This is a genomic window from Arthrobacter sp. CMU6 (assembly GCF_059090205.1).
On sequence record NZ_JBNHFL010000001.1, the window covers coordinates 257320 to 282843 of the forward strand.

Below are 25524 nucleotides of genomic sequence, written 5' to 3' on the forward strand. Positions count from 1 at the left end.
TGTAGAACCCACTACCACTAATGAAGCCCTTCATGGATCGGCCAGCAGGGGGTCCCATGTCATGCCGACGAGTTCACTCCCCGCGAACTTCGTCCCACCATCCGCGGCGCTGAAACCGGCGGAACAAGTGTCGACGCAACGCCCTTCTTCCGCCAGCAACTAATCCACTTGGTGCCTGGGAGCCTTTGGGCCGTGCTTGCCGTGCTGGGACTGCTGCCTGGTTGGATTTTCCTCGTGAAACGCGAAAAGCATCTACGCGGAGCAACTCGGAGTGGCTTTGGCGAACTTCTCCAAGTGGCCGTCGTAGGTGTGGGCTTGACGGGCGCTGCGCTCCTGATTTGGTCGATTATTTCGGAGGCAATTGCTCCCTTTGGGTTTGTCAGCCTGAACGAGCTCGCAAATTCAGGGGGAACATATCTGGCCGCTCATCCCCGCCATATCATCTCCACCCTGGCTCTGGTTCTGGGCGCCGCATGTTTGTTGGCACTTCTGCTGGCCGGGTACACATATCGTTCCCTGCATGACGCTTACAAGCCAGGCTCGTCTTGGGAACAGGCTTTTAGTGGCCTGCCTCAGGGCAAAAGTATCTGGTTAGGTATTCAACTCATAGAAGGCCCACTTGTTGAGGGTGTTCTCCATAGTTTCGATATCGCCGAAGCGAGTGATGGCAACCGCGATATTGTACTGAGGCATCCTATATACGTAACCATCGAAGATGGACGCGGAATTACAGAACTTGACCGCCTGGTGATTTCTTCTGAGAACATGCAGTTCATAAGTGCGATTCATATTTAGCTTGTCAACGAACTTCCAGTAATCTGAGATTCTGCTAAAGGCATCCAGAGTCGCTAGAGCGCGCGTGTACGAAAACCGACTAGTTTAGCCTCTGTCGGCCAAGTTGAGTGTGTTGAATGCGCCTGGTTGCTAGACCCAATACCCTGGCACTGTGACTAATTACACTGGGGGGTCGGCGGAGGAACAGCTGCCCGAGGGCCTGTACGAACTTCTGAGCACAGATTTACTCAGCACACGCCTGAATCAATCAGCATAACTGCAGCCGGTCTTCGAGGAGATAGAAGACGAAGACGTCCCGGACATCCTCTCCCGCCATGTTGCAGACGCCGTCCGCCGGGCCCTCGCCGCGGCCGAGCCAGCACATCGGGTAGGGATGGCTAACCGTCTCCTGCAGGAACTGCACACCCCAACGGACCGCATCGCCCACGGCCCCACCCAACTCCAGTCGCTCCACCGCCCGGACAGTCTCAAGCGCCGCCAACTCCGCCGCCCCACGACCAGGTTGAGCGACTCGGCCTTGCTCACCAACAGCAAGGACGACCCAAACCTTGCAGCGGAGCTCCGGGCCGAGATGGAGTCCGCAAACACCGTCGACCTGCTCTGCGCCTTCGTTCGCTGGACCGGCCTCCGCCTGCTCCAGCCGGCCCTGGAAGAACTCAACGAGCGTGGTGCCAAACTCCGTGTCATCACCACCACGTACATGGGCGCTACGGAACGCCGCGCCATCGACGAGCTCGTTACCCGATACGGCGCCGAAGTCAAGATCAATTACGAAACCCTGGCCACCCGTCTCCACGCCAAGGCCTGGCTGTTTCGCAGGAACTCCGGCTTCGACACCGCTTACGTCGGCAGCTCCAACCTCAGCCAGGCGGCGCTCCTTGACGGCCTCGAATGGAACGTACGGCTCAGCTCGGTCGGTACACCTACCCTGCTGCAGAAGTTCGAGGTCACCTTCGATAGCTACTGGGAGCAGCGCGCCTTCCAGAGCTACGATCCGGAACGCGACGGGGAAAAGCTGGACGCCGCCCTCGAACGCAACGGCGGCCGGCGCACGGCAGTCCCCGGTGCCGCCACAGGGCTGGAGGTCCAGCCGTTCCTCCACCAGGAAGAGATGCTCGAAGACTTGGAAGCCGAGCGGCTCAAAGGCTTCAACCACAACCTTGTGGTCGCTGCCACCGGCACCGGGAAGACCGTCATTGCGGCCCTGGACTACAAACGCCTGTGCGAGGCTGCCGGCCGCGATCTGAAGCTGCTCTTCGTCGCCCACCGGCAGGAAATCCTGAAACAGGCCATGCGCACCTACCGGGATGTCATGCAGGACGGCGCCTTCGGCGAACTCTACGTCGGGGAGCACAAACCCCGGCAGTGGAAGCACATCTTCGCCTCCGTCCAGTCCCTGTCATCACTCGGCATCGAACAGCTGGAACCGGACTTCTTCGACGTCGTCGTCATTGACGAGTTCCACCACGCCATGGCGCCCACCTACCGTCGGCTGCTGGACCACCTGCAGCCGCAGCAGCTCCTCGGGCTGACCGCGACGCCGGAACGCGGCGACGGCGTCGACGTCGCCAAGCAGTTCTTCGACGGCCGCACCGCCAGCGAACTGAGGTTGTGGGACGCCCTGGACGCCGATCTGCTGGTGCCGTTCCATTACTTCGGGGTCTCGGACGATGTCGACCTGAGCCAGCTGGATTGGAAGCGCGGCAACTATGACACCACGCAGCTGAACAACCTCTACACCGGTGATGACGCCCGCGCCGCCAAAGTGATCCGCGAACTCCGCGACAAAGTCACCAGCACCGACCAGATGCGCGCCATCGGTTTCTGCGTCTCGGTCCAGCACGCCCACTACATGGACGAGGTGTTCAACCGGGCGGGCATCGCGTCCGCTGCTGTCGACGGCAGCACCGACGACGCCGACCGCGCAGCGGCGCTTGAGCGCCTCCGCCGGCGGGAGCTCAACTGCATCTTCGCCGTTGACCTTTTCAACGAAGGGCTGGACCTGCCGCAGGTCGATACGATCCTGATGCTCCGGCCAACGCAAAGCGCGACCATCTTCCTCCAGCAGCTGGGCCGGGGGCTCCGCCGTGCCGAGGGGAAGGCGGTGCTGACCGTCATGGACTTCATCGGCCAGCAACGCCGAGAGTTCCGCTTCGATCTGCGCTACCGCGCGCTGACCGGCTATGGGCGCAAGGAGCTGGAGAAAGCCGTCGAGGACGAGTTCCCGTACCTGCCGTCGGGCTCCCAGATCGTGCTGGACCGGGTGGCGCAGAAGGTGGTGCTGGACAACATCAAGGCTCAGCTGCGGTTCAACAGGGCGCAGCTGGTCCTGGACATTGCCTCGCATGCGGAAACAGAGCTGGAGGCCTATCTCGAGCAGTCCGGAAACGACGTGAAGTCGATTTACCGTTCGACCAGGGATTCGTGGACCGGTTACCTCCGCCAGGCGGGGTTGATCGAGGGATTCTCGCCGTTGGAGGTGGTCCTCAGCGGGAGGATTCAGGACTTGTCGGATGCCGACGAGAAGAGGCTCCTCGGCCGTATGGCTGCGCTCATCCACGTGGACGATCCGGAACGTGCCGCGGCGTACTCGATGCTGGTCAGCCCCGAAGCGCCCCGCTACGCGGAGCTTGGAATGCGTGAGCGCACATTCGCCCGGATGCTGTTCTACACGCTGTGGGACGACGGCGGCGGTTTTCAGACGTACGACGCCGGGCTGGACTACCTGCGCGGCTACCAGTTTGTGTGCAGCGAGATCCGCCAGATCGTGAAGCTGGGCATGGCCGCGTCCAAGCACGCCGCGAAGGGGCTAGGGGCGGGGTTGCAGCAGGTTCCACTGCTTTCGCACGCCACATACCGGCGTGAAGACGTCTTGGCGGCGCTGCAATACGGCTCGCTGGAGCTCGGTAAGAACGTGCAGCACCGTGAGGGCGTAGCCTGGTGCCCGGCGACATCTACCGATGCTTTCTTTGTCACCCTGAACAAGGATGACAAGAAGCACTCAGCGACGACGATGTATAAGGACTACGCCATCAGCCCGGAGCTGTTCCACTGGGAATCGCAGAACGCGACGTCACCAGCGAGCCCGACGGGACGGCGCTACCTGGACCGAGCATCGCACGATTCGAAGATCTTGATCTTCACTAGGGATACGGCGGACGACGAGACGGGGCCTGACCGTTCCCTATACGTGCCTTGGACAAGTGGACTACGTGCAGCACGTGGGTGAGAAACCGATCGCGATCACGTGGAGGCTGCATCGGCCGATGCCGGCGGATGTGTATGCCACAGCCGCTGCCGTGGCACAGTGAAGCGAACCTCAATGACTGCGAGTGAGTAGGCGGAGCTCGGACTTACCTCACGCGGAATAATGCCGACCAAAGGAATCCACGACGCCGTTGCAGCCTTGGATTGGGTAGCAGAGATCTCCACCAGGCGAAGGACGTGCTATATTCTGACGCCATGGTCATGGGGGAGACGGGAAAACCGTGGACTGAGGATGAAGTAAGGGCAACTGTCACCACGTATTTTGACATGCTGGTTATGGACGTTCGGGGGCAGCATTTCGTTAAAGCCGCTATTTATAGAAAACTGTCAGCCCGTTTTGCGGCGAGAAACGTCAACTCAATAGAACGGAAAATGAGCAATATCAGCGCGGTGCTGGTTGGGCTGGGCTATCCGCATCTGCGTGGATTGTCGCCACTGGTAAACTACCAGCGAAGCTTGGTGGAATCCGTCCTTGACGAATTGGCCAGCCGCCAATCACTTGACGCGACTATTGAAACTGGGCTCTTGGACAACGCTCCCGTGGGGCCGGTTGACATCGTGCGCGAGGCCGATGTGCCCGCCGAGATGATCACTGACCTTTTGCACGGTAAGGGGATGTCACGTCCCTTCAAGCGCGACTACCTGGCATTGGAAGCCGCCAATCGAGCGCTGGGGCTTGCCGGCGAGCTGGCGGTGGTCAGGCACGAGCAGGCCTTTCTCCACCGGATCGGTCGAAGGAAGTTGGCCGACCGCGTTGAGCACGTGGCTCAGACACGTGGGGATGGCCTCGGATATGACGTGCTTTCCTTTGATCCTGAGGGCAGGGAAAAGTGGATCGAGGTCAAGACCACAAAGTACGCGATTGATGTTCCATTCTTCGTTACGCGAGGCGAGATCCGCGTCTCCAGTGCTTCTCCGGAGCATTACCATCTCTACAGGCTGTACGGATTCGGATCGCCCAAAGGGACGGGCCTGTATCGACTCGAAGGAGATCTCGAAAAATCCTGCATGCTGGACGCAATATCGTTCGAAGCGGCACCAAAGACTCAGCTCAGCTTTCACTAATTTGAGCGACAGTTAGCCGACCTATCAGCAGGCATGTCCCACGGCTGTTTGAGCATGCTCAAGACAAGTCGCTATCGGAAAGTGACCGCAACGCAAAATTCAACGTCTGGTATGCGATCTTCCCCGGTTCTAACTCCGTGCCGCCCCTAATTGGTGCACCTGTTGTCTGCCATCTCTCCGTAGCATCGGCCGTAGTGCACTGTGCGGGTTGGCCCCGATGTGATGGATAAGGGGCCAATTCTCTCGAAGTGCCCGAACGAGTCGAGCGTACGCCGTCGGATGAGGTATGCCAGCAGTGCGGATACTCAAATCAAAACGAGTAAGCCCGTATGCCATGCACTCATAGAATTTCTTACCTTCGCTGTCAGCTTCCGCGACTTCATCCAGCAGATCCACCTGGAACTGCTCTGTATTTACAGACGGTGGCATCTCGGACTCGTCAGCCGCATGGCTGGGAAAGTAATTACGACGCCACAGGCCCTCTGCGACGAGATCGGCGGTGAGCTCAGGGTGGTCGTCGATCTCCCGATTAGAATGAGGTTCCATACTTCTTCTCTAAGACGCTTCGCTCCAACGGTTTCGACTACCCTCCTGAGGTTCTCATCCCCGGGGAACAACAGTCACCTCAATCTCAGCCTATGGATCCCAGTACTTCCGCATCTGGGATAGGTGGCCACCTGTGTCCGTCAGCAGAGTGCAGGAAAGGGCGAGCGGGCTCAGGCGTGGAAGGGCTGGTGGCGACGGCAAGGTTCACGTCGCAATGATCACCATGCTAGTTCCGGCCTTCGGTGCCCGGCGAACGTCAGTGTCACCGCCGTCGCAATCTTCCCGGCGGCTTCCGCCACCCTCACCTGCGCATGCTTACCGCGGTGCTCCACGTTCTCCAGCACGCTCATATAGATGGTCCGCGGCGAAGTGCCCTGCCCGGAGGTGGGCGTCGCGGGTGATGCGCCGGACCTCCGGAAAGTCCGACGGCATCGCCCGCCGGAACGCGACTGTCATGAGGAAGCGCCCGAAGCAGCGGCGGCCCGCTCCGCGTAGTGGCCCAGCCGTGCTAGATCGGGCTGCGAGGACGAGTCGCCCACGGCGTCAGCACCCACAGCATTAGCCACGGCAAGAGCGCGGGTGTAGTCCAGCCCGCTTCGCAGCCCCAGGACGAGCGCGGCGCAGAACGCGTCGCCCGCGCCCACCGTGTTGGCAACCTGGACCGCAGCTGATGGCGCCTCGGCCACCTTTCGCCCGTGCTCGAAGATCGCCGAGCCGTCTTTCCCGTACGTCACCGCCACAAGCTTGGCGTCGGCCAACGCCGGAATCAGCTCGTACTCAGTCTCGTTGACGATCACCAGGTCGCACCGCTCCAGCAGCTCCGCCGGCAGGTCCATGGCCGGAGCTGCGTTCAGCACGAAGTAGCCGGAGGCCTTCCGGGCCGCCTCCATCACCACGGGCAGGCCGACCTCGAGCTGGCACAGCACCGTCTCCTCGGGCCCAAACTCCACGCCCTCCAGCGAAAACGCAGAGTTCGCCCCAGGGCACACCACAATCTGGTTCTCGCCCTCGCGGTCCACCACGATGAGCGCGGTGCCGGTCGCGTCGCCGTCGAGCACGGCCACGTCACGCGTGTCCACGCCGGCAGCGGAAAGTGCCTCCAGCATGAGCCGGCCGGGGGCGTCGTTGCCCACCGCCCCGATCATCCGGGCGCTCCCGCCCAGGCGCGCCGCGGCCACGGCCTGGTTGGCGCCCTTGCCGCCGGGTTGCTGCTGCAGGACGCCGCCGCCGATGGTCTCCCCGGCGGTGGGCAGCCTGTCCGTGGTGGCGATGATGTCCAGGTTGATGCTGCCGACGACGGTGACGGCAGGAAGTCGAGTGCTCATGGGGAAGTCCTATCAGGTCGGGCCTGGGGCGGCTGAATTAGGAAATAGTGTACGGCATGGTTGTACTTGTTGGTCATACATGGTTGTATAACAACTGATTTCCGCAGCAGCAGGACCTCCCTGCAGAGAACAATGGAGTTTGATGTGAACACCCCGGCCAACGCCACCACTTCGCCGCCACCCGCCGTCGAAAGCGACACTGATGTGAACAAGCTCAGCGGCCGTCCCGCCGCCCTGCTGATCTCCACGCTGCTGCTCGGCGTGCTGTCCTTCCAGCTCAACGCCAGCATGGTCACCCCGGCATTGCCGCAGATCGCCGCCAGCTTTGGCCAGGCCGCCGACGCCGCAGCCCCCGTGCAGTCCATGTTCTTCCTCGCGGGCGCCATCGCCGGACCGGTGATCGGGCGGTGGAGCGACTTCATCGGCCGCCGCGCCGCCCTGCTGCTGGTGCTGGCCATCATGGGCGCCGGCACCATCCTGTGCATTGCCGCACCAACGCTGCCGCTGCTCATCACCGGCCGGTTCCTGCAGGGCGTCTCCAGCGCCGTCTTCGCGCTCTCCTACATCGTGCTCAGCGAAAACCTGCAGCCGCGCGTATTCGGCACCTCCGTGGGCATCATCGCCGCCATCAACGGCGGCATCGGGGGAGTGGACGGCTACGTCGGCGGCCTGATGTCCGAGACCCTCGGCTTCCGGTCCATCTTCGTCGTCGTTCTGGTGCTCACCGCCGTCGCCGCAACCTGCATCCTCAAGGCCGTCCCGAAGGGACGGCCGCACGGCGTCCGCGGCGCCATGGACTGGTGGGGAGCGGGCTCGCTCTCGGTGTTCCTGGTGTTCATCACCTACTTCGTCTCCGGCGGCTCGGCCGCCGGCTGGACCGCCCCGGGCACCCTGGCCCTGCTGGCCGGCACCGTGGCCTCTTTCGCCGCCTTCTGGATGATCGAGAAGAAGCGCAGCCACCCGCTCATCGCCGTGCACCACCTGCGCTCCCGCCAGGTGTGGCCGGTCATCGCCACCACCGTCCTGACCCTGGCCGGCATCTTCGCCGTCATGAACTTCACCGTGGTGCTGCTCAGCCAGGACGACCGCTCCGGCTTCGGGCTCAGCGCGTCCCTCTCAGCCCTGCTATTCCTGACCCCGGCCGCGCTCATTGGCGTCTTCGCCGCCCCGCTCGCCGGCTGGCTGGCCGGGCGTCGCGGCTGGATCAAGACCCTCCGCGCCGGCAGCGCGCTGAGCCTGGCCTGCGCCGTGGTGGCCGCCGCGTTCTCCGGCAACCAGATCGCGGTGATGGTCGCCGTCGCGGCCCTCGGCATCTTCTACAACGGCTTCTTCCTCACCGCCATCAACGGCCTCTCCGTCCTGCTCTCGCCCAAGGAAGCCCCCGCCGCCCTGCCCGGCATCAACGGTGCCTCCTTTGGCATCGGCGCGAGCCTCGGCGTCGTGATCGTTGCGCCGTTCGCCGCCCAGGCGACCTCCGCCGGCTACGCCACCGCGCTCTGGATCTCCGTGGCCATCACGGCGGCCGCGTTCATCGTCAGCCTCTTCGTTGCCGCCCCCAAGGGCGAAACCCTCTAGATCTTTCCCCCTGACCGAAAGAAGGACCACTCCCATGACCAGCCACCCGTTCTACCTCGACTGCGACACCGGCATCGACGACGCCCTCGCCCTGGCCTACCTGCTCGCCTCGCCCCAGGCGGACGTGCGGGGGATCGGCGCCGTCAGCGGCAACGTCAGTGCCGCCGTCGGCGCCCGCAACACCCTGGACCTGCTGGAGCTCGCCGGGCACGCGCACATCCCCGTCGCCCTCGGCGCGCACGACCCCCTCGCCGGTTCCTTCGGCGGGGGAGCGCCGTGGGTGCACGGCGCCAACGGCATCGGCGAGGTTGAGCTGTCGACTTCCTCTGTTGACCTCGTGTCCGAGACCGCGGCGGAGATGCTGGTGCGGCTCGCGCACGAGCACCCCGGCACGCTGCGGGTCCTGGCCATCGGCCCGCTCACCAACATCGCCGAGGCCCTGCGGCTGGAGCCCGAGCTGCCGGAGCTCGTTGCGGAGATCACCATCATGGGCGGAGCAGCCCTCGCGCCGGGGAACCTCACGCCCGTGGCGGAGGCGAACATCGCCAACGACCCCGAGGCCGCCGCCCTGGTGCTGTCCGCCGGCTGGAACGTGACCCTGGTGCCGCTGGACGTGACCATGACCAACGTGCTGGAGGAGAACCACCGGCAGGAGCTGCTGGCTTCTTCGGGTGCTGTGCCGCGGGCGCTGGGGGAGATGCTGGGCTACTACTTCCGGTTCTACGAGGGTATCTTCGGCCGCGCCTGTTCCGCCATGCACGACCCCCTCGCCGCCGCACTCGCCGTGGGGGCTGTGACCGCCGCGGTTGCGCCGGTGGTGCACGTCGACGTCGACACCACCTCCGGCCCGGGCCGGGGCCAGACTGTCTGCGACCTCCGCGGGCTGTACATGGACTACCCGGAGCAGCCCGGCGCCCGCTGCCGCGTGGTGCTCTCGCTGGAGGACGACTTCGCGCCGCACCTGGTGGAGACGCTGCTGGCGTTCTCTCCGGAAGGTTCGACGGCGGCGCTCGCCTTCGCTGCTACGTCACCGGCCTGAGCCAGACCGGCGACGGGGGCGCTGAGTGCGCGGTTGGACAGCGCTTCATAGGGGACAACTGAGACGTAATGTGCCGGCGGGCTCTATCTACTTGGTGCAGGTTGAAGCAAGATGACCAGATGAAAAAACTTGTACTAGCGAGCTGCGCAGCGGTGGTCATGGGGTTTGGCGCGATCTCCGTGGCAACCCCGAGTAACGCGGTAAGCCCGAGTAACGCAGTGCCCCCGTCGTCACACGTCACGGGCCAAATCATCGTCAAATTCCGCGACAATGGCGCGGCACTTGGCCTGCTGCACCAGCAGGGCCTCAGCGAAGGCGCTGGAGTCGGCAGCACTGGCGTGCAGCTTGTTAAGGTGCCGGTTGGCAAGGAAACTCAGGTCATCGAGTCCCTGAGGCGGAACCCGGCCGTTGAGTACGCCGAGCCGGACGAGCTGGTCACCGTCACCGCCGGTGAACCCGACCCCGACTATTTCCCCCGCCAGTACGCTTTGCACAACGAGGGCCAGTCATTCACCGACACCAACGACACGCTGACTGTGGCCGGGGGCAAGGCCGACGCCGATGTGGACGCCGTCGAAGCATGGGGCGTCACCACCGGGGAGGGCATTAAAGTTGCCGTGCTCGATACCGGCGTCGCGAGCGACAACGCCGATATCTCGCCGAAGGTTGTTGCACGCGCCAACTTCAGCACTGCAGCAACGGGCGAAGACAACTACGGCCACGGCACCCACGTGGCCGGCATTATTGCCGCCACCAGAGATACGGAGGGTATCTCAGGTGTGTGCCCAGATTGCTCCATCCTGGACGGCAAAGTCATGAATGACCGCGGATCGGGCTCCACATCAACCATTGTGAAAGGGATCAACTGGGCTGTTGAAAACGGCGCCAAGGTCATCAACATGAGCCTCGGACAGCGCGTTTCATCACAGGCCCTCGAGACTGCCGTCAATGATGCGTGGAACCAAGGTGTGGTGATCGTGGCCGCGGCCGGCAATGCCGGTACCGCGGAACAGTTCTACCCGGGCGCCTACCCCAACGTCATTGCGGTCGCGGCGACCGACAACAACGATGCCAAAGCCTCCTTCTCAACCTACGGCAACTGGGTGGATGTGGCGGCGCCGGGGGTCAATGTCTACTCGACCTTCCCGAAGCACCCGTTCGCCATCGGCCGTCAGAGCGGCCGATCCATGGGTTACGACGTCGCCAGCGGTACGTCGATGGCCTCACCTGTCGTCGCCGGCGTCGCGGCGCTTGTCTGGAGCACTCCTGCCGGCACCGCGAACACCGCAGTCCGCACGAAAGTGGAATCAACCGCCGAAGCGATCGCCGGCACCGGCACCGACTGGGCACATGGCCGCGTCAACGCATGCGAGGCTGTGGCTGGTGTCTGCGATCAGCTACGACGGATCGACCCTATCCGGCCAGTACAGGATGGAGCATGATAACCACATGAAAAAACTTGTTATGGCCAGCTGCGCAGCGGCAGTCATGGCGCTTGGCACGATCAACTCGGCAGCCATGAGCAATGCGGCGACCAATTCTTCGCACGTCACTGGCCAGATCATCGTCAAGTTCCGGGACAACGGGGCGGCCGCGGGCGTACTGCGGCAGCAGGGTCTCGGCGACGGCGCCGGCATCGGCAGCACGGGCGCCCGCGCCATCAAGGTACCGGCCGGTCAGGAATCCGCATTCATTGCGGCCTTGAGCCGCAACCCGGCGGTCGAGTACGCCGAGCCGGACCAGGTGGTCACTGCCGCCACAGCCGACCAGTATTTTCCTCGCCAGTACGCTCTGCAAAACAACGGTCAGTCATTCACCAACACGGCCGGCACTTTGTCTGTTGCCGCGGGCACACCGGACGCCGACGTGGACGCCGTCGAGGCCTGGAGCGTGACGACAGGTAGCGGCGTCAAGGTTGCCGTTCTCGATTCGGGGGTCGCCAGCGACAACCCCGACATCAACCCGAAGGTTGCTGCCCGTGCCAATTTCAGCAGTGCGGCAACCAATGAAGACAACTACGGCCACGGCACCCATGTGGCCGGCATTGTGGCCGCCACTTCCAACAACACGGTGGGTGTCGCCGGCGTGTGCCCGGGCTGCACGATCCTGGCCGGCAAGGTGCTTAACGACAGCGGGGTCGGATCCAGCTCCGGCCTGGCGAACGGCATCAACTGGGCCGTCAACAACGGCGCGAAGGTCATTAACATGAGCATCGGGGTGCAGCCCTCACGCACGCTCGAAGCTGCCGTCAACAACGCCTGGAGCAAGGGTGTGGTGCTGGTTGCCGCAGCAGGCAACGGAGGCAACCAGGCCAAGATCTACCCGGGCGCCTATCCCAACGTCATTGCCGTCGCCGCCACGGACAACAAAGATGCCAAAGCATCCTTCTCCACCTATGGCGCGAGCTGGGTGGACATTGCAGCACCCGGAGCCAACGTCTACTCAACGTTCCCGAACCACAAGTTCGTCATCGGGACGCAGAACAACCGCTCCTTCGGGTACGACGTCGGCAACGGGACCTCGATGTCCTCACCCATTGTGGCTGCAACGGCGGCACTGGCCTTGAGCTCCCACCCGGGAGCAACAAACACGTTGATCCGCGCAATTGTGGAGTCAACCGCCGACGAGATTCCCGGCACCGGCAGCTACTGGGCCCATGGCCGCGTGAACGCATGCGAGGCTGTGGCTGGCGACTGCGACTGACTATGGCGCTGGCGGAGGCCTAGGACTGGAGCGACTGCATCACCGAGAGGTGCCCGGCGCGGTCCGCGATGAGGCACTTGGCCAGGTAGAAGGGCCGGTTCGCGTGCCGGACATACTGCGTCAGCACGAGGACGGGGTCGGACGCGCGCAGGTCCAGCAGCTTGGCGCGGCTCGGGCCGACCTGGCTCAAGCCGATCTGGCACTCGCCCGGACCTAGACCCCGGCCCGCCGCCTTGTTGAGCGCCGTGAGCAAGGTGGTGCCGCCGTCGTCGTTGATCTCCAAGGGCGCGGCGGCGCGGCCGGCGAAGCTGACGGGGAGGGCGGAGATGTTCTCCTGCAGGTGGGCGATGGGCTCGCCGTCGCGGATCAGGACAGATTCCCAGAGCCAGACGTCACTGCCGGGATCGACGCCGACGCCGGGGGCGACGAATTCGGAGGCCGGCTGCTTCTCGACCTGGATGCGCTTGATCTCGACCTGGTGTCCGGGGCCGCCGAGGACTTCCTCGAAGGGGCGGATGCGTTCGATGCCGATGCGGGGGAGGGTGTCGGAGACGAACCGGCCGACGCCGCGGCGGGCGCGGATGAGGCCGTCCTCCTCCAGCAGCATCAGGGCCTCGCGGACGACGGTGCGGCTGACCTTCATGTCGGTGCCGAGTTCGGTCTCGGTGGGGAGCATGGAGCCGGGGTGCAGCAGGTTGTTGCGGATGGCTTCGGCGATCCGGGAGTACACGGCAACCCGGAGCGGTGAGCCGGGCTGGGCCTCCACCGGCTGGGACAGGAACCGGACGGCGTCCTCGTGCACGTTATGCCTCGCTTGCGTTTATTGGGGATTCCAGCCTAGCAAGTGGTACGGGCTTGTTGGACAAGCTGATAGGCCGCGACAAAGCAGGAAAGCCCCGCGCCGGCAGGCCTGGCTACCGATATGGGCAATGGTAGCGACAGAATGTTCTGGAGCGGATCTGGACTTGGGCTGGCTTCGTCGGAGCCGGACCGAGGCTCCTGAGGCCCGATACGGCGTCGTTCATGAGCGTCGAACTAAGGAAATCCCATTGCAGATCAACAAACAGACGCTGAGAGAAGACGGGTTCGCCGGATTCCGAGCGTTCAAGGAACTGGACATCAACCGCGTTCCGCAGGCCCCGGGAATCTATGCGGTGCTCAAACCCGAGGGCTTCGAACGGGTGTTCCTTGCGAAGAGCGTAGGGGGCCGGTTCAAGAAGCGGAATCCGTCTTTGCTCCAAGCCGCGTTGGAGGCGGAGTGGGTCGATAACGCGGACGTCCTCTACATCGGGAAAGCAGGTCCCGGAAGCACAGGCAATCGCGGACTCCGGAAGCGCATTCAGGAGTTCGCTGACTTCGGCCGGGGGAAGCCCGTTGGACATTGGGAGGGGCGGCTCATTTGGCAGCTCAGCGACTCCCAATCACTGATCATTGCGTGGAAGGAGCTGGCAGCCGCCGAAGTGAATCCTGCTGAAGCCGCCTATCACGCGGAGTTCATCAGCACGTACGGAAAGCTGCCTTTCGCCAACCTCGTTCAGGCCAGGGCTAAGGGAGCCTGAGCGCTCAAGGCGGCTCGCGGCGCATGCCGACGCGGACTGCGTCCTCCGACAAAAACGTAAGCGAGCCGCCGTCGTTCCAGTCTCTCCTGCTGCGCAGGAGACGGGATTCATCTTCGCCATGGCCTCCCATCGGCGCAGATCAGCTAAGGGCAGAACTCCGCGACTGCTCAGGGTGGTTGGCTGGGGCCACCTTGTAGGAGCTGCTGATGGCGACGCGGTTGAAGGTGTTGATCGACATGGTCACCCAGGTGAGGGCGGACAGCTGTCCCGGAGTCAGGTGCTCCGTGGCGAACTCGTACTGCTCCACGTTTGAGGGCGAGTCATTGATCATGGTGACGTATTCGGCCAAGGCCAGGGCCGAGCGCTCCTGCTCGTTGAAGTATCTCGTCTCCCTCCAGGCGGGTAACACACTGAGCCGTTCGGGGCTCTCACCCTTGGCAATGGCGTCAGCTGTGTGCATCCGCAGGCAGTAGGCACACCCGTTGATCTGGGAGACCCGTATTTTGACCAGTTCGATGAGGAGAGGGGGGATGTTCTCGGCGAGTGCCGCCCGGTCAGACATCCCAGCCAGCCTGATGAGTGTCCCGTACAGCTCCTGGTGCCTGCTGCCGATATTTGTGCGCGCCGCCGTTGTTGTGCTGGTCATGGCGTCCGGTCCTTTCCTGTAAATGAAGATTTTGTATTCCGCTGGTTCTTGGGCCGGTGCTCAAGAACCAGCGGAACGGGGGATACTCAATGTCATTTCCGTGGTGCTCCTGATCTCGAAGAAGCGCCGATCCTGCGAGCGTCAGGCGGGGATGTTCTTCGGCGGGCGGTAGCAGGCTGCAAGGAGTCCCACGCCGGCAACACCGCCAACTCCTACGGAGATGAAAAGCCCAGGCAGTCCTTCGAGCAGGGGCGAACCGAAGACCAGCCAGTCCAGACTCAGATGTCCCGGCCCCATGATTGCTACGGAAATCGCCGCGACGGCAAGGACAAAGGTGTACTCCCACCCTCCGGAGGTTATGAGGAAGCCCTTTTTACGATGGACGGTCCACGCGGCCACCAGCATTAGTGCCACAAATGCAGCCGAGGAGAGAGAGGTCAGGAAGCCGGCGGCAAGGGCAAGACCTGCGGTAATTTCAGTGCCCGCGGCCAACCAGGCATGGAAGGCAGCCGGGCGCATGCCAAGGCTTGTGAACCATTTGCTTGTGCCGGATATTCTCCCGCCCAGGAAGAGTTTGGCGTATCCGTGAACCGCCATGGTGATGCCGATGCCGAGCCTGAGCACCAGGAGAGCTACGTCGAAACTGGTCATGCGTTCCTCGATCAATGGGTTGTAGTGGATGGAGATGCAACTGGGTCAGTTAAGTTACGAGTATTGACTGTAACTTAACTCTGGCCTAATTTGGTGTTGTCCGTATCACATCGGCCCGTTGTAGGCGCATCGCTGTACCCGCTGGATCTGCCGTGCGGATCCTACGGGGCGGACCTCCGACTAGAAACCAAAGAAAGGCGTGCGATATCCGTGAATGTCCCGCCCCTGCATCCTCAGCTCCAGAACGAAGAAGTTCGCCTGACGGACGTAATCGACAACAGGCCCCTCGGCCGCTTCCACTACCTGATTCTCTTCCTGTCCGGTGCCGTCATGTTCCTGGACGGTTTTGATACCCAGTCGATTAGTTTTGCCGCTCCGGTAATCGCCAAAGAGTGGGGCCTGCCTGTCGCCGCACTGGGGCCCATTCTTTCTGCCGCGATCGTCGGCCTCATGATTGGGTATCTGGTGCTCTCGCCGTTGGCAAACAGGGTTGGCAACCGACGGGTTGTCATCGTGTGCACTGCCATGTTCGGCTCGCTGACGTTAGCGTCGGCCCTGGCAATGGAGCCGAACCATCTCATTGCCTTAAGATTCCTGACCGGTGCCGGCCTCGGGGCCGTAATCCCGAGCGTGGTGTCCCTGACCAGCGAGTTCGCCCCTAAGCGGCGGCGGTCGAGCTTCGTGATGTTCATCTACTGCTGGCTTGCTTTGGGATTTGTGGCTGCCGGCATCTCGTCAGGCTTCATCATTCAGTTGCTGGGGTGGCGCATGATGTTCGTTATCGGGGGCCTGGTGCCGCTTGTCCTGCTTGGGTTCCTCATCCGGTACCTTCCGGAGTCACCGCGCTTCCTCTTGAGGGAAGCGGACGGGCAAACGAAGGTTCGCGCGATCCTGCAGCGGCTTCAGCCGGACCTTCCGGCGGCAGCGAACATCGTCAACGAGGGGGAAAACCATGCATCCAAAAGGGCCAAGACGCAGGTTGCCGAGCTCTTTCGCCGCAAATGGCTAATCAGCACAATCCTGCTGTGGCTGGCCTTCGTGGCAAATCTCGCCGCGTTCTATTCAATTCAAAGCTGGCTGCCAACCATCGTCGGCTCCCTAGGCAGGGCTCCGGAAATCGTCATCGCCGCGACAGTGCTGACAACGATAGGTGGGATCGTCGCAGCCGCGGCCATCGGCCCCGCAATGGACCGCATCAGCCCCTTCGGCACACTCGGCACGGTGTACCTTCTCGGTGCCGTGTTTGTTGTGGCGCTAGGTGCCGTTCTGGGCGCGGGAACCGAAATGCTGCTCGTGACGGCGTTCTTCACAGGAGCCTGCGTCACGGGTGGGCAAATGAGCGTGATAGCGCTCGCTACTGTTCTCTACCCGCCCCACATGCGATCGGCGGGAGTGGGATGGGCCCTGGGCATGGGACGACTCGGCGGAATTGCCGGCCCCCTGCTGGTGGGGATTGCCCTCGGTGGCGGAATCGCCCCTCAGCAGGTCTTCCTGGTAATGGCGGGGGCCCTGGTGGTCGCAGGAGTCAGTGTCCTGGTTCTGGGGCGCATGCACCGCTAAGAGCCCGCATGGGCGGGGCCGGTTCTGGTAGGGAGGGAACCGGCCCCAACTCATGCCGGTGACGAGAAAGGGGCAGCCTGGAGTGCTTGTGGCGCCGGCAGTCGGTTCTGCATCCGCGCTCCAGAGCCCCTAGTCGGGGTTGGCCGCGATGGCGGGCCAAATGACCTGCACGACCTTCTCGGCCAGGCCGGCTCGATCCGCGTCTGCACGCAGGAACGCGGCAAAATAGCTGCCGAAGCACATTGAGGCAATGGTGCTTTTATCAATTCCCTGCTTGACCGCTCCCCGGTCCTGAAGGCTGGCCAGCGTGCGCTCCAGGAGGTTCACGCGCGGTTCAACGGCGTGCTCGGTGAGAATTTCCATCAGGCCGGGGGTGCGGTTGGTTTCGCCCATGAAGTTTCCCATGAGGATCATCGCATCGGGATTGAAATAAGCGGGATCCAGCCGGCGGACAGCCTCGGTCAAGGCTTCCAGGGGCGGAAGTTCATCCAGATTCAGGTTGGGGTAAGTGTTCCGTTGTTCGCGGAAGCCGTAGTCCAGGGCGTCGACTACCAGCTCGAACTTCCCGGGCCACCGCCTGTACAGGGTGGGCCGGGTGACGCCGGCGTCTGCCGCAACGTCGCCAAGGGTCATCTTGGAGTACCCGTCCAGAACAAGCCGACGGCGGGCTGCCTTGATGATGACCTCGTCAACTGCAGGATCCCTGGGCCTCCCGCCTTTGGAAACCTCAGTCTCGGCACTTACGTCCGAGGTCCGGCCCGCCGGCTTCGTGGCCACTTACAACCTCCAAAATTGGGTTACGTTACGAACTCTCAACGTAACAGAAGACGCCGTTGTCCGACAGTAACGACTGGGAGATCAGGCAGAAGCAAGAAGGTTAGGTTACAGCTATTGACTGTAACTTAACCTAGGGTTAGCGTTATTGCATCGCGGCAGAAGCTGGCGATTACCGAACAGGAGACCAATCATGAACGCACTTCAGGAGCTCATCGACCGGAGCATCCCTTTCCTTGATCAAGTCAAGAACCGCACCGCGGGCGGCGAACTGGAAACCTGGCTGAACGAAAACTACGGTCCCGGCACCCCCTTGTTTGAAGATCTCTCCCGGATGATCACTGAGGGCGTCCGCGACGGCTGGGCGGCCAACATCGAAGTTGATGGTCCGAACTATAGGCGGAGCCGCCTCGCTGATCCCAGCGATGTGCTCAACTACTTCAGCATCACGGCGGTGTACATGAACAGCGTCGAGCCCTACCGCGGCGATTACCATCAGCACCCATACGGGGAGCTGAACCTCGTGGTCCCCCTCGATCCCGAGGCCAAGCTCGCCGGACCCAACGGCTGGTCGGGACCGGGATGGACAGCTCCAGGGCCCGGCAGCCACCACTATCCGGAAGTTAAGGGCGGAGCGCTGATCGCACTCTTCTTCCTGCCCGCCGGCCGCATCTCCTACGACATCACGCCCAGCTACTAGGCAGGGGGAACAATGTGCCAATGCAAGTGCGGGGGCGTGTGCAGCGCGGTGGCCCGCCCCGCCCTACAGGGGATGAGTGTCGAGGAAGCCCTGCTTAGCAGGCGCAGCGTTCGTGCCTTCTTGCCGAGGCCGGTTTCCAGAAACACCGTTGAGGGGATCTTGGAGCTTGCCTCTCGCTCGGCCAGCAATTCGAATGGGCAACCTTGGCAGGTCCACGTTCTTTCCGGTACCGCGAAGGATCGCCTAACAGCAGCTCTCCTGCAGGCCCATGACGCCGGAGAACGCGTCCAGAGGTGCGAGTTCGACTATCAGCCACGCCCGGACGAATGGGTGGAACCCTACCAGTCCCGGCGGAGCGATTTCGGCCAGGGCCTCTACGGCGAAACGCTGGGAATAGACCTCACGGACCTTGCCGGCAGGGACGCCCATCACCGGCGCAACTATGAGTTCTTTGGAGCTCCCGTCGGCATCTTCCTCACGGTCAGCCGTCACCAGTTGGACAGTGCGCTCATCGACGCCGGTCTGTTCCTGCAGGCTACGATGCTTGCTGCTCGCGCGTCAGGACTGGACACCTGCCCCCAAGCCTCGTTCCTGGATTACTACCCGGTCATTAGAAGCCACCTGGAAATCCCAGACGATCACAGGATCATCTGCGGACTGTCACTGGGATATGCGGACACATCACACCGGTTGCACAGTTTCACCACCCCGCGGCAGCGCGTGACGGACTTTGCGACCTTTTACGAAGATAGGGCCGGAGGCGCAACGCCAACGGGCGGTCTCAGCTCAGGCGCAGCGTCATCTTCGCAATGGCCGGATCACGAGATCTGTGCTGGCGGCCAAACCCGCATTGCTCACGCGGCTTGGGCCGGCTGGATGCAGGACTCCCCGGAGCAATCCGTTGGAGAACCCGACAGCTCCGTCTGACCGGCCGGGCATTTCACACCTTCACCGAACGCATTCCCGAGGACAGCTGATGGGACAACTCAGGCAAGGGTACTTTGAGGGAAACTTCAGGCACTTTCTGGTCGACGAAAGCTTGGGCACGCTCCTCCTTGGAGAGGTCATCGAGGACTGGGCCGAAATCGCAGTCAACGTGGCAGTCGTCCTGATCAGCCCGTTCCTACCTCCCAAAGTGGGGAGGACCGACGGCGTCATGGAGGACGGAGCGGCCATCTGGCTGATTAGTGACTGGACCAGACGGCTGATCCTCAGAGACGACGGATACAACGTCCGTCCGGTCACCGGACGTAGGGGCGGCGGCATGACCCCGCTGTAACTCGATGATGACGGTGGGAGAGACCGAGGATTGCCGGTCTCTCCCGCCATAAGCGTAGAAAGTCAACTGTTCTGGAAGGAACTCGTGGAAAACCAAGTCGATTCACCAGTCCGGACGTCTTCGGGCAGGCCCTCAGGCAGTCCCCACAATGCCCCGCTGCTGGCGCTCGGACTCGCTGTAGGGCCCGTCATCGCACTCGGGTTCATGCGGTTCGCCTATGCGCTGTTACTCCCCGCCATGAAGTCTGATCTGGACTGGTCGTATGCGACTGCAGGAGGAATTAACACCGCCAACGCGGTGGGATACATTCTCGGGTCGGCAAGCGGTGCCTGGTGGGCACGTAAGTTCGGCAGCCGGCGGGCCTATTTGTGGGGGATTGCCATCAGTGCCCTGACTCTTGCCGCATCGGCGATCAGTGGGGAATTCACCTATCTTGCCATCGTCAGATTTGTGGGAGGCGTCGCTACCGCTGTCCTCTTCGTCGTTGGTGCGGGCCTGGCATCGCGAATTCCTACGTCTTCGCCGGGACAGTCCGTAAAGATGGTAGGAATCTTCATGTCCGGGGTGGGGATCGGCATAGTACTTTCCGGAGTCCTGGTTCCGGTTGTGCTGGCCTGGCTGGGGAACCCGGGTTGGCGGGTAGGCTGGCTCGTCATGGGCGCGGCAGCCGCCTTGGCTCTGGTTCCGGCCGGCATGGCGTCGGGCCGAATTCAGCCGACGGGACAGCGAACGGGGCGGACGGTGTCTCTCGCCTTTCTAGTGCCGGCCTTCACGTGGAATCTGCTCTACGGTGCAGGCTACGTCTCGTACATGACCTTCATCATCGCCCTCCTTAATGCCCAGGGCCTCTCAGGGTGGCCGGCAACCCTATTTTTCATCACCCTTGGCCTCGCCTCCGCCGCGTCCACTTTGTTCCTGTGGGCTAAAATCATCGACCGCCTTTCGTCTGCGCGCGCGCTGGCGCTGGTCTCGCTCGTTGTTGTTCTCGGGGTGCTGCCAGTCCTCGTCGGGTCGGGACCGACGGCGGCGCTGGTCTCAGCGGTGATCTTCGGAGGTGCGTTTATGGCTGGCCCGACCGCTGCTGCCGTTCTCGCCAAAAGGAGTTTGCCTCCAGAAGCACGGACATCCGGAATTGCTGCCCAGACCGTCGCGTTCAGCGTGGGCCAGGGCATCGGCCCCGTGATCTCGGGAGCCATATCCGATGGTTCATGGGGCATAGCAGGCGGACTGTGTTTGTCGGTCGTCCTGATCCTCGGGGCGGGAACCGCTGCGCTTTTCCAAAGGCAATCACATAGTTAATCAGGATGCCCGTCACCTGCATGGTTGGCTTTTTCCGCAAGGTCAGACGCCCAGGGGCGGATTCCATGGTGGAATACCATGCCTTCGGGCAATCCCTGAACCGTCGCGGTGGATCCGGAAATGTCGATGCTGATCCGGCTGTCGGCCATGGGGGCGTTGGTGATGTGCAGGTCGCCGTAGGAGTCCGGGAGCACGGGGTCCAGCCAGAGGCCGCCGCGGGCAACGTCGGCGTAGTAGCCCATCAGGCTCTTCACGAGTTGGATGGGCGTCGTGGCGGCCCAGGCCTGCGGTGAGCATGCCGTGGGATAGGGGACGGGTTCGTCGAAGTGCTCCCGGCTGAAGCCGCAGAACAATTCCGGCAGCCGTCCTTCCGAGTACTCGGCCGCCTCAAACAATGCTGTGGAGATCCGTTGCGCCTCTTCGGCGAAGCCGTAGCGCAGGAGTCCCGCGGCGATGATCGCGTTGTCGTGGGGCCACACCGATCCGTTGTGGTAGCTTGCGGGGTTGTACGCGCCCATATTGGTGGCCAGGGTTCGTACGCCCCAACCGCTGAACATTTCCGGAGACATGAGCCGTTCCGCCACCAGCGGGGCTTTATCGGCATCGACAATGCCGAACAGCAGGCATTGCCCCATGTTGGAAGCGCACGCGTCGACAGGACGCTTCTTTCCGTCCAGGGCGACCGCGTAATAGCCGCGGTCGGGCAGCCAAAACTGTTCGTTGAATTGCCTCTTCAGCCGTGCCCCGCGCTCCCGGTACTCAGCTGCGAGGGCGAGGTCTCCGGCGTCGTAAGCCAGCCAGGACCGGGCCATGTAGGCGCTGTAGACGTACGCCTGCACCTCGCAGAGCGCGATTGGTGGCTCGGCCAGGGTGCCGTCGGCAAAGTTGATGCCGTCCCAGGAGTCCTTCCAGCCCTGGTTAATCAGCCCCTGGTCATTGAGGCGCTCGTACTCTACGAATCCGTCCCCGTCCTTGTCCCCATAGTTCCGGATCCAGTCCAGCGCCCGATCCACGTTCGGCAGCAGGGCCGAGATGGTTTCCGGGGTGAATCCCCAGCGGCTGACTTCGCCGAACAAAGCCACGAACAGCGGCGTGGCGTCGACGCTGCCGTAGTAGGCAGACTTGCCGCCCAGGGCGAGTCCGCTGGAGACATCGAGCCTGACCTCGTGCAAGATCTTCCCCGGCTCCTCCTCGCTCATCACATCCACCACCCTGCCCTGGCGGTCGGCCAGCGTTTGGATGGTGCCGAAGGCCAGGGATGGATCCACCGGCAGCGCCATGAGGGATGCCCACAGGGAGTCCCGGCCGAACAGTGCCATGAACCAGGGCGCGCCGGCGGCCACTACGATCCGGTCCGGGTGGTCGGGGTCCTCGATGCGAAGTGCCCCGAGGTCGTCGTAACTGCGGCGAAGCGTCCGTTCGATCGAGCGGTTGCCCATGCGCAGCACCGGAATCTTTGACACCCACTCCTGCCGGCGGAGGTCGCGCGGCGATAGTCCGCCCTCGTCCGAACGAATAAACGGTTGCGCCGCCGGACGGGACATGTCTGCGGTGGGCACCGCGCTTATAGTGGCGCTCCATTGTCCGTGCGCTGGGACAACGGTGCGGTATGTCAGGGCTTCGGGTGTGGCGTCTGCGCCGCTGGCTGACACGACGACGCCTTTCCGAATGTCCTGCCAAACGGCCCGGATGGTCAGCGCGTCGCCGTCCGCTTGGCGGGATTCGTTCCAGCGCCCCTGGATGCGCGCCTCCTTCACCTCGAAGAGGTCAGCGAAGTCCGCGTCGACCTGGAGGGAGACCACGCATTCCGCCGGGATCGGCGCGTAGTTCCTGACGGTGATCTGCTCCAGGATTCCGGTGCCGACCTCGCGGAGGCGTTCGACAATCAGCGGACTGTCCGCGTGCCCGTCCGCGCGGGGGACGCGGCCGGCAAACAGGCCCCTGTACGGTTCCTTGGTCTTGGCGGCGAGCGGCTCCAGTGGGGCTCCGTTAACGGTCAGATGCCAGCCGGACAGGATACGGGTGTCCTCAAAGAAAACCCCATGCGGGAACTCCGGATGAATGTCGCCATTCGCCGACGAGATGCAGAAGGATGACCCCTCCACCAGGGTGACTGCGCCTGGCCCCGGCGAACCTGCAGCAGTGTCAGCATTCCATCCAGCCATCCCTGCTCCTTCAAAGGACCGACTTCAGCGGCTCAGGGCCGTGCCAGCGCCGAGCGAATCCTCCGCGATCGCCTGCTCAAACCGACGCTACGCCTCCGCGTCGACCGATACCAGTGGCAGACGTGGGAAGCGCGCCGCCACAAGGGCGGTGGAGGCATACCGCTATCTCGTGAGCATTTGGCCTCCACACCCTGTTTACATCGATGGGTTCTGCTTCCGGGCAAACTGCTCTACCTTTTTGCTATGGCCATGGGCAACGTTGCCCTGACCCTTTATAGGAATTCTGCTCAGTGAGGAGTGGGAAAGGTCATGCCTCTACGGACCAAAATTTTTCTTGGAGTCCTCGTCCTGTTGCTGGTTGTCGGCGGCGGAGTGTTTTTTTATAACGACAGCATCAAAAGGAGCCGGGCCGGCGAGTACAACCCCCAGATCACTCCTGCAGATTTCACCACCAACATCACCAATAAGTATTTTGCACTCCCCGTCGGCAAGAAAATGACGTATGAGACCACCAGCGGAGGAAGTGTCACCGAACGGATCGAGATTGAGATCCTGCCGGAGAAGAAGCAGATCGAGGGCTTCGAAACTGTCGTCTATCTGGACAAGGAATACAAGAATGGCCAGCTGGTAGAGGAAACCAGGGACTACCTCGCCCAACACAAGAACGGTGACGTGTGGTACTTCGGGGAAGATGTGAATAACTACTGGAATGGGTTGCTGCTGCACCACTCGGGCAGCTTCCTCCATGGAAAAGACGGAGCAAAAGCCGGGATCTGGATGAAGGACGAGCAGCGCGTTGGCGATTCCTACCGGCAGGAATTCTACATCGGCAACGCGGAAGACATGCGGGATACCATCGCCACCGGCCAGACCGTCTCCACGAAGACCGCCAAGTACACCGACTGCGTCAAGGTCTATGACTGGACGCCCCTTGAGAAGAACGCACGGGAGCACAAATATTACTGCCCGGAGGTCAAGTCATTGGTCCTCACCGAAGACCTCGAGACGGGCAGCCGGTCAGAACTCGTCAGTGTTGTCCAGCCGTAGGCTCGCACACGTTCTAAGTGACCCCGCATGGGATCAACCCTCAGCGTTTTCCGAGCGTTGAGCTCTCCGGCGTTCCAGGCTCTTGCGGACCTTGCCTTTCCGTGACGCCCGTCCATGGAGGAAAAGGTGTTCGAGGAAGGTCAGCGCTCCCTCGATGAGCAGGAGTATGAAGTCAATGATCATGCGGCCGAATTGAAGCCGGGGTCGGTCGTCGCGGTCTCCAGGAGCCGGTCGAAGCTGCGGATGCCGTAATCAGGTGGAGTGGCTGCGATGACGATCCGCGTCGTGGTGACTGCATTGGCTTTCGGCGTGGCATTCTGCTGCGGCTTCAGTACGGGCTGCGGGACGGCCTTCAGGTGCAGGCCGGAGACTCCGTTCACCAGCAGCGGGTGGCTCCCGCCCTCGACGAGAAGTGAGCGGAGCCCTTCCGGAGAGAGTTGGCTGGTCCGGTCCGCCGTCATTTCAAGGATCACGTCATTGACGGTCCCGGTCAGCCGCTGCAGGAACGCCCGCTCGCTCGAATTCTTGCCGAGGATGGCCAGGAACGTAAACACTGTGGCGAAGACCGCGACGAACAGCATCGTGGCGCCGACGTCCCTGAGCGCAGGCGTGAAGGTCATCAGGAGCAGGCACAGGACGAAGCCGATGACGGAGAACCCTCCGAACGTGGCGCCCGCGCCGTCGGCCGGCCTGCCGCTCCATTGCTTGGAGGTGAAGCTGCAGACTTCCCGGGATTCGGTCCGTGGAGTTGGCATGATCAGTTCCCTTTCACGTCCAGCAGGGCCTCGGCCATGATGATTGCTTCCCGCGCTTCCCGAAGGCTTTCCCGAAGGCCGGGATCCGGGAAGCCGAGGCTGACGCCCTCCGGGGAGAGGGAAAGATCGTCGGCCACTTTCCGGAGATTCTCCCGCTCCAGGGTCAGCATCCGGGACGATGCCAGTTTGACCTTGCTCTTCTCCAGTTCAAACAGCGACGTGGTGATCTGGTCCCGGCGTTCCCGGATCGCATGGCAGACGTCCTGGACGCGCTGCGTTCGGCTGGTGAACATCCGCTCCATCTTGGCTGCTATCTCATGCAGTTCCCTGAGAGTGCTGTATCTGCGCGCCTCATGGGTTTCGCTGTGCCGGGCCAGGAGCAGACTGATGAGAGCGAGGCGCTGCCCCCACAGTTCGAGCCCTGCCTGGTTCTGGGTGAGGAGCAATTCTGCAGCGCCAAGGGCCGTGGCCAGGGCATCCCGCCGCGGAGTGAGTTTGCCGGCCGCTGCGTCCAGCCGGGCGATGAACTCCGCGTAATTGTCGAACGACGACGGCGGCGCGGGACTTTCCTCCCAGCTCACCACCCGTATGGTGGGCTGGGCAGGCGGCCCGTTGGCCGCCGTCGAACTTTCCTTCTTGGATCCGAAACGCGGGGCATTCGGCGGCTTTCTCGGCGGCACGGCGCGGGATCGGGTCCGGAGCCGGGTGCGCCGTCGCTCATGATCAGTCATCCCCATTCATGATCCGTCCACGGCGGGTTGCACCGCCGGTGAA

Annotated in this window: 21 protein-coding genes and 1 pseudogene; 14 read left to right on the plus strand and 8 right to left on the minus strand. The window is 62.8% G+C overall.

Going from position 1 to position 25524, the window contains the following annotated elements:
• Nucleotides 1-201: 201 nt before the first annotated feature.
• The 3 genes and pseudogenes from AC5RWD_RS01135 (at nt 202) to AC5RWD_RS01145 (ending at nt 5127) form a co-directional block, all read left to right on the plus strand.
• On the plus strand, nt 202-795 hold the full coding sequence (locus AC5RWD_RS01135; protein ID WP_494018329.1) for a DUF6338 family protein: 594 nt from the start codon (nt 202-204) through the stop codon (nt 793-795).
• A 256-nt stretch (nt 796-1051) separates the two neighbouring features.
• Nucleotides 1052-4106 (plus strand): annotated as a pseudogene (locus tag AC5RWD_RS01140) (DEAD/DEAH box helicase).
• A 151-nt stretch (nt 4107-4257) separates the two neighbouring features.
• Entirely contained in the window at nt 4258-5127 is an 870-nt protein-coding gene (locus AC5RWD_RS01145; RefSeq protein ID WP_494018271.1) for a protein NO VEIN domain-containing protein, read from the plus strand.
• A gap of 998 nt (nt 5128-6125) precedes the next feature.
• Here the strand turns inward: AC5RWD_RS01145 and AC5RWD_RS01150 are convergent.
• A complete protein-coding gene (locus AC5RWD_RS01150) occupies nt 6126-6998 on the minus strand; it encodes a ribokinase (RefSeq protein ID WP_494018272.1) in 873 nt (290 codons plus the stop codon).
• Between the two features lie 144 nt (nt 6999-7142).
• Here AC5RWD_RS01150 and AC5RWD_RS01155 point away from each other — a divergent pair, with 144 nt between their 5' ends.
• The 4 genes from AC5RWD_RS01155 to AC5RWD_RS01170 all read left to right on the plus strand — a co-directional run bounded on the left by AC5RWD_RS01155 (nt 7143) and on the right by AC5RWD_RS01170 (nt 12315).
• On the plus strand, nt 7143-8573 hold the full coding sequence (locus AC5RWD_RS01155) for an MFS transporter (protein WP_494018273.1): 1431 nt from the start codon (nt 7143-7145) through the stop codon (nt 8571-8573).
• A gap of 34 nt (nt 8574-8607) precedes the next feature.
• On the plus strand, nt 8608-9612 hold the full coding sequence (locus AC5RWD_RS01160; protein ID WP_494018274.1) for a nucleoside hydrolase: 1005 nt from the start codon (nt 8608-8610) through the stop codon (nt 9610-9612).
• A gap of 101 nt (nt 9613-9713) precedes the next feature.
• Nucleotides 9714-11054, plus strand: a complete 1341-nt coding sequence (locus tag AC5RWD_RS01165; protein WP_494018275.1) for a S8 family serine peptidase — start codon at nt 9714-9716, stop codon at nt 11052-11054.
• Between the two features lie 7 nt (nt 11055-11061).
• Nucleotides 11062-12315, plus strand: coding sequence for a S8 family serine peptidase (locus AC5RWD_RS01170; RefSeq protein ID WP_494018276.1), 1254 nt, complete (start codon nt 11062-11064; stop codon nt 12313-12315).
• A 19-nt stretch (nt 12316-12334) separates the two neighbouring features.
• On the opposite strand, the gene AC5RWD_RS01175 is transcribed toward AC5RWD_RS01170, so the two are convergent.
• Nucleotides 12335-13117 (minus strand): GntR family transcriptional regulator, encoded by a 783-nt coding sequence (locus AC5RWD_RS01175; RefSeq protein ID WP_494018277.1) that lies wholly within the window; start codon nt 13115-13117, stop codon nt 12335-12337.
• A 247-nt stretch (nt 13118-13364) separates the two neighbouring features.
• Between AC5RWD_RS01175 and AC5RWD_RS01180 the strand changes: the two genes are divergently transcribed.
• Nucleotides 13365-13874, plus strand: a complete 510-nt coding sequence (locus AC5RWD_RS01180; RefSeq protein ID WP_494018278.1) for a hypothetical protein — start codon at nt 13365-13367, stop codon at nt 13872-13874.
• A gap of 139 nt (nt 13875-14013) precedes the next feature.
• Here the strand turns inward: AC5RWD_RS01180 and AC5RWD_RS01185 are convergent, their stop codons facing one another.
• Both AC5RWD_RS01185 and AC5RWD_RS01190 read right to left on the minus strand, forming a co-directional pair.
• Complete coding sequence (locus AC5RWD_RS01185) at nt 14014-14520, minus strand: carboxymuconolactone decarboxylase family protein (protein ID WP_494018279.1); 507 nt, start codon at nt 14518-14520, stop codon at nt 14014-14016.
• 141 nt (nt 14521-14661) lie between these two features.
• Complete coding sequence (locus AC5RWD_RS01190; protein WP_494018280.1) at nt 14662-15171, minus strand: DoxX family protein; 510 nt, start codon at nt 15169-15171, stop codon at nt 14662-14664.
• Nucleotides 15172-15264: 93 nt separating this feature from the next.
• Between AC5RWD_RS01190 and AC5RWD_RS01195 the strand changes: the two genes are divergently transcribed.
• A complete protein-coding gene (locus AC5RWD_RS01195; RefSeq protein ID WP_494018330.1) occupies nt 15265-16731 on the plus strand; it encodes an MFS transporter in 1467 nt (488 codons plus the stop codon).
• Between the two features lie 129 nt (nt 16732-16860).
• Here AC5RWD_RS01195 and AC5RWD_RS01200 read toward each other — a convergent pair whose 3' ends face one another.
• Nucleotides 16861-17508, minus strand: coding sequence for a TetR/AcrR family transcriptional regulator (locus AC5RWD_RS01200; protein ID WP_494018281.1), 648 nt, complete (start codon nt 17506-17508; stop codon nt 16861-16863).
• Nucleotides 17509-17698: 190 nt separating this feature from the next.
• Between AC5RWD_RS01200 and AC5RWD_RS01205 the strand changes: the two genes are divergently transcribed.
• The 4 genes from AC5RWD_RS01205 (at nt 17699) to AC5RWD_RS01220 (ending at nt 20783) form a co-directional block, all read left to right on the plus strand.
• Entirely contained in the window at nt 17699-18205 is a 507-nt protein-coding gene (locus AC5RWD_RS01205; protein WP_494018282.1) for a DUF4863 family protein, read from the plus strand.
• A gap of 72 nt (nt 18206-18277) precedes the next feature.
• On the plus strand, nt 18278-19132 hold the full coding sequence (locus AC5RWD_RS01210; protein WP_494018283.1) for a nitroreductase: 855 nt from the start codon (nt 18278-18280) through the stop codon (nt 19130-19132).
• 49 nt (nt 19133-19181) lie between these two features.
• Nucleotides 19182-19484: a hypothetical protein gene (locus AC5RWD_RS01215; protein WP_494018284.1), complete on the plus strand. Its 303-nt coding sequence runs from the start codon at nt 19182-19184 to the stop codon at nt 19482-19484.
• Between the two features lie 84 nt (nt 19485-19568).
• A complete protein-coding gene (locus AC5RWD_RS01220; protein ID WP_494018285.1) occupies nt 19569-20783 on the plus strand; it encodes a YbfB/YjiJ family MFS transporter in 1215 nt (404 codons plus the stop codon).
• Here the strand turns inward: AC5RWD_RS01220 and AC5RWD_RS01225 are convergent.
• Nucleotides 20780-22948: an amylo-alpha-1,6-glucosidase gene (locus tag AC5RWD_RS01225; RefSeq protein ID WP_494018286.1), complete on the minus strand. Its 2169-nt coding sequence runs from the start codon at nt 22946-22948 to the stop codon at nt 20780-20782. The two genes, AC5RWD_RS01220 and AC5RWD_RS01225, sit on opposite strands and share 4 nt — an antisense overlap.
• Nucleotides 22949-23257: 309 nt before the next feature.
• Here AC5RWD_RS01225 and AC5RWD_RS01230 point away from each other — a divergent pair, with 309 nt between their 5' ends.
• Complete coding sequence (locus AC5RWD_RS01230; RefSeq protein ID WP_494018287.1) at nt 23258-23995, plus strand: hypothetical protein; 738 nt, start codon at nt 23258-23260, stop codon at nt 23993-23995.
• A 179-nt stretch (nt 23996-24174) separates the two neighbouring features.
• Here AC5RWD_RS01230 and AC5RWD_RS01235 read toward each other — a convergent pair whose 3' ends face one another.
• Both AC5RWD_RS01235 and AC5RWD_RS01240 read right to left on the minus strand, forming a co-directional pair.
• Nucleotides 24175-24750 carry a hypothetical protein gene (locus AC5RWD_RS01235; RefSeq protein ID WP_494018288.1) on the minus strand — a complete coding sequence of 192 codons (576 nt, stop codon included), beginning with the start codon at nt 24748-24750 and terminating at the stop codon, nt 24175-24177.
• 2 nt (nt 24751-24752) lie between these two features.
• Complete coding sequence (locus AC5RWD_RS01240; RefSeq protein ID WP_494018289.1) at nt 24753-25331, minus strand: hypothetical protein; 579 nt, start codon at nt 25329-25331, stop codon at nt 24753-24755.
• Nucleotides 25332-25524 lie beyond the last annotated feature (193 nt).

Bases quoted from the DNA above. Each gene is read 5' to 3' on its own strand.
- AC5RWD_RS01145 (WP_494018271.1), top strand. From the start codon at position 4,258: ATGGTCATGGGGGAGACGGGAAAACCGTGGACTGAGGATGAAGTAAGG.
- AC5RWD_RS01225 (WP_494018286.1), bottom strand. From the start codon at position 22,948: ATGGCTGGATGGAATGCTGACACTGCTGCAGGTTCGCCGGGGCCAGGC.
- AC5RWD_RS01190 (WP_494018280.1), bottom strand. From the start codon at position 15,171: ATGACCAGTTTCGACGTAGCTCTCCTGGTGCTCAGGCTCGGCATCGGC.
- AC5RWD_RS01205 (WP_494018282.1), top strand. From the start codon at position 17,699: ATGAACGCACTTCAGGAGCTCATCGACCGGAGCATCCCTTTCCTTGAT.
- AC5RWD_RS01235 (WP_494018288.1), bottom strand. From the start codon at position 24,750: ATGCCAACTCCACGGACCGAATCCCGGGAAGTCTGCAGCTTCACCTCC.
- AC5RWD_RS01215 (WP_494018284.1), top strand. From the start codon at position 19,182: ATGGGACAACTCAGGCAAGGGTACTTTGAGGGAAACTTCAGGCACTTT.
- AC5RWD_RS01170 (WP_494018276.1), top strand. From the start codon at position 11,062: ATGAAAAAACTTGTTATGGCCAGCTGCGCAGCGGCAGTCATGGCGCTT.
- AC5RWD_RS01160 (WP_494018274.1), top strand. From the start codon at position 8,608: ATGACCAGCCACCCGTTCTACCTCGACTGCGACACCGGCATCGACGAC.
- AC5RWD_RS01150 (WP_494018272.1), bottom strand. From the start codon at position 6,998: ATGAGCACTCGACTTCCTGCCGTCACCGTCGTCGGCAGCATCAACCTG.
- AC5RWD_RS01230 (WP_494018287.1), top strand. From the start codon at position 23,258: ATGCCTCTACGGACCAAAATTTTTCTTGGAGTCCTCGTCCTGTTGCTG.
- AC5RWD_RS01210 (WP_494018283.1), top strand. From the start codon at position 18,278: ATGAGTGTCGAGGAAGCCCTGCTTAGCAGGCGCAGCGTTCGTGCCTTC.
- AC5RWD_RS01185 (WP_494018279.1), bottom strand. From the start codon at position 14,520: ATGACCAGCACAACAACGGCGGCGCGCACAAATATCGGCAGCAGGCAC.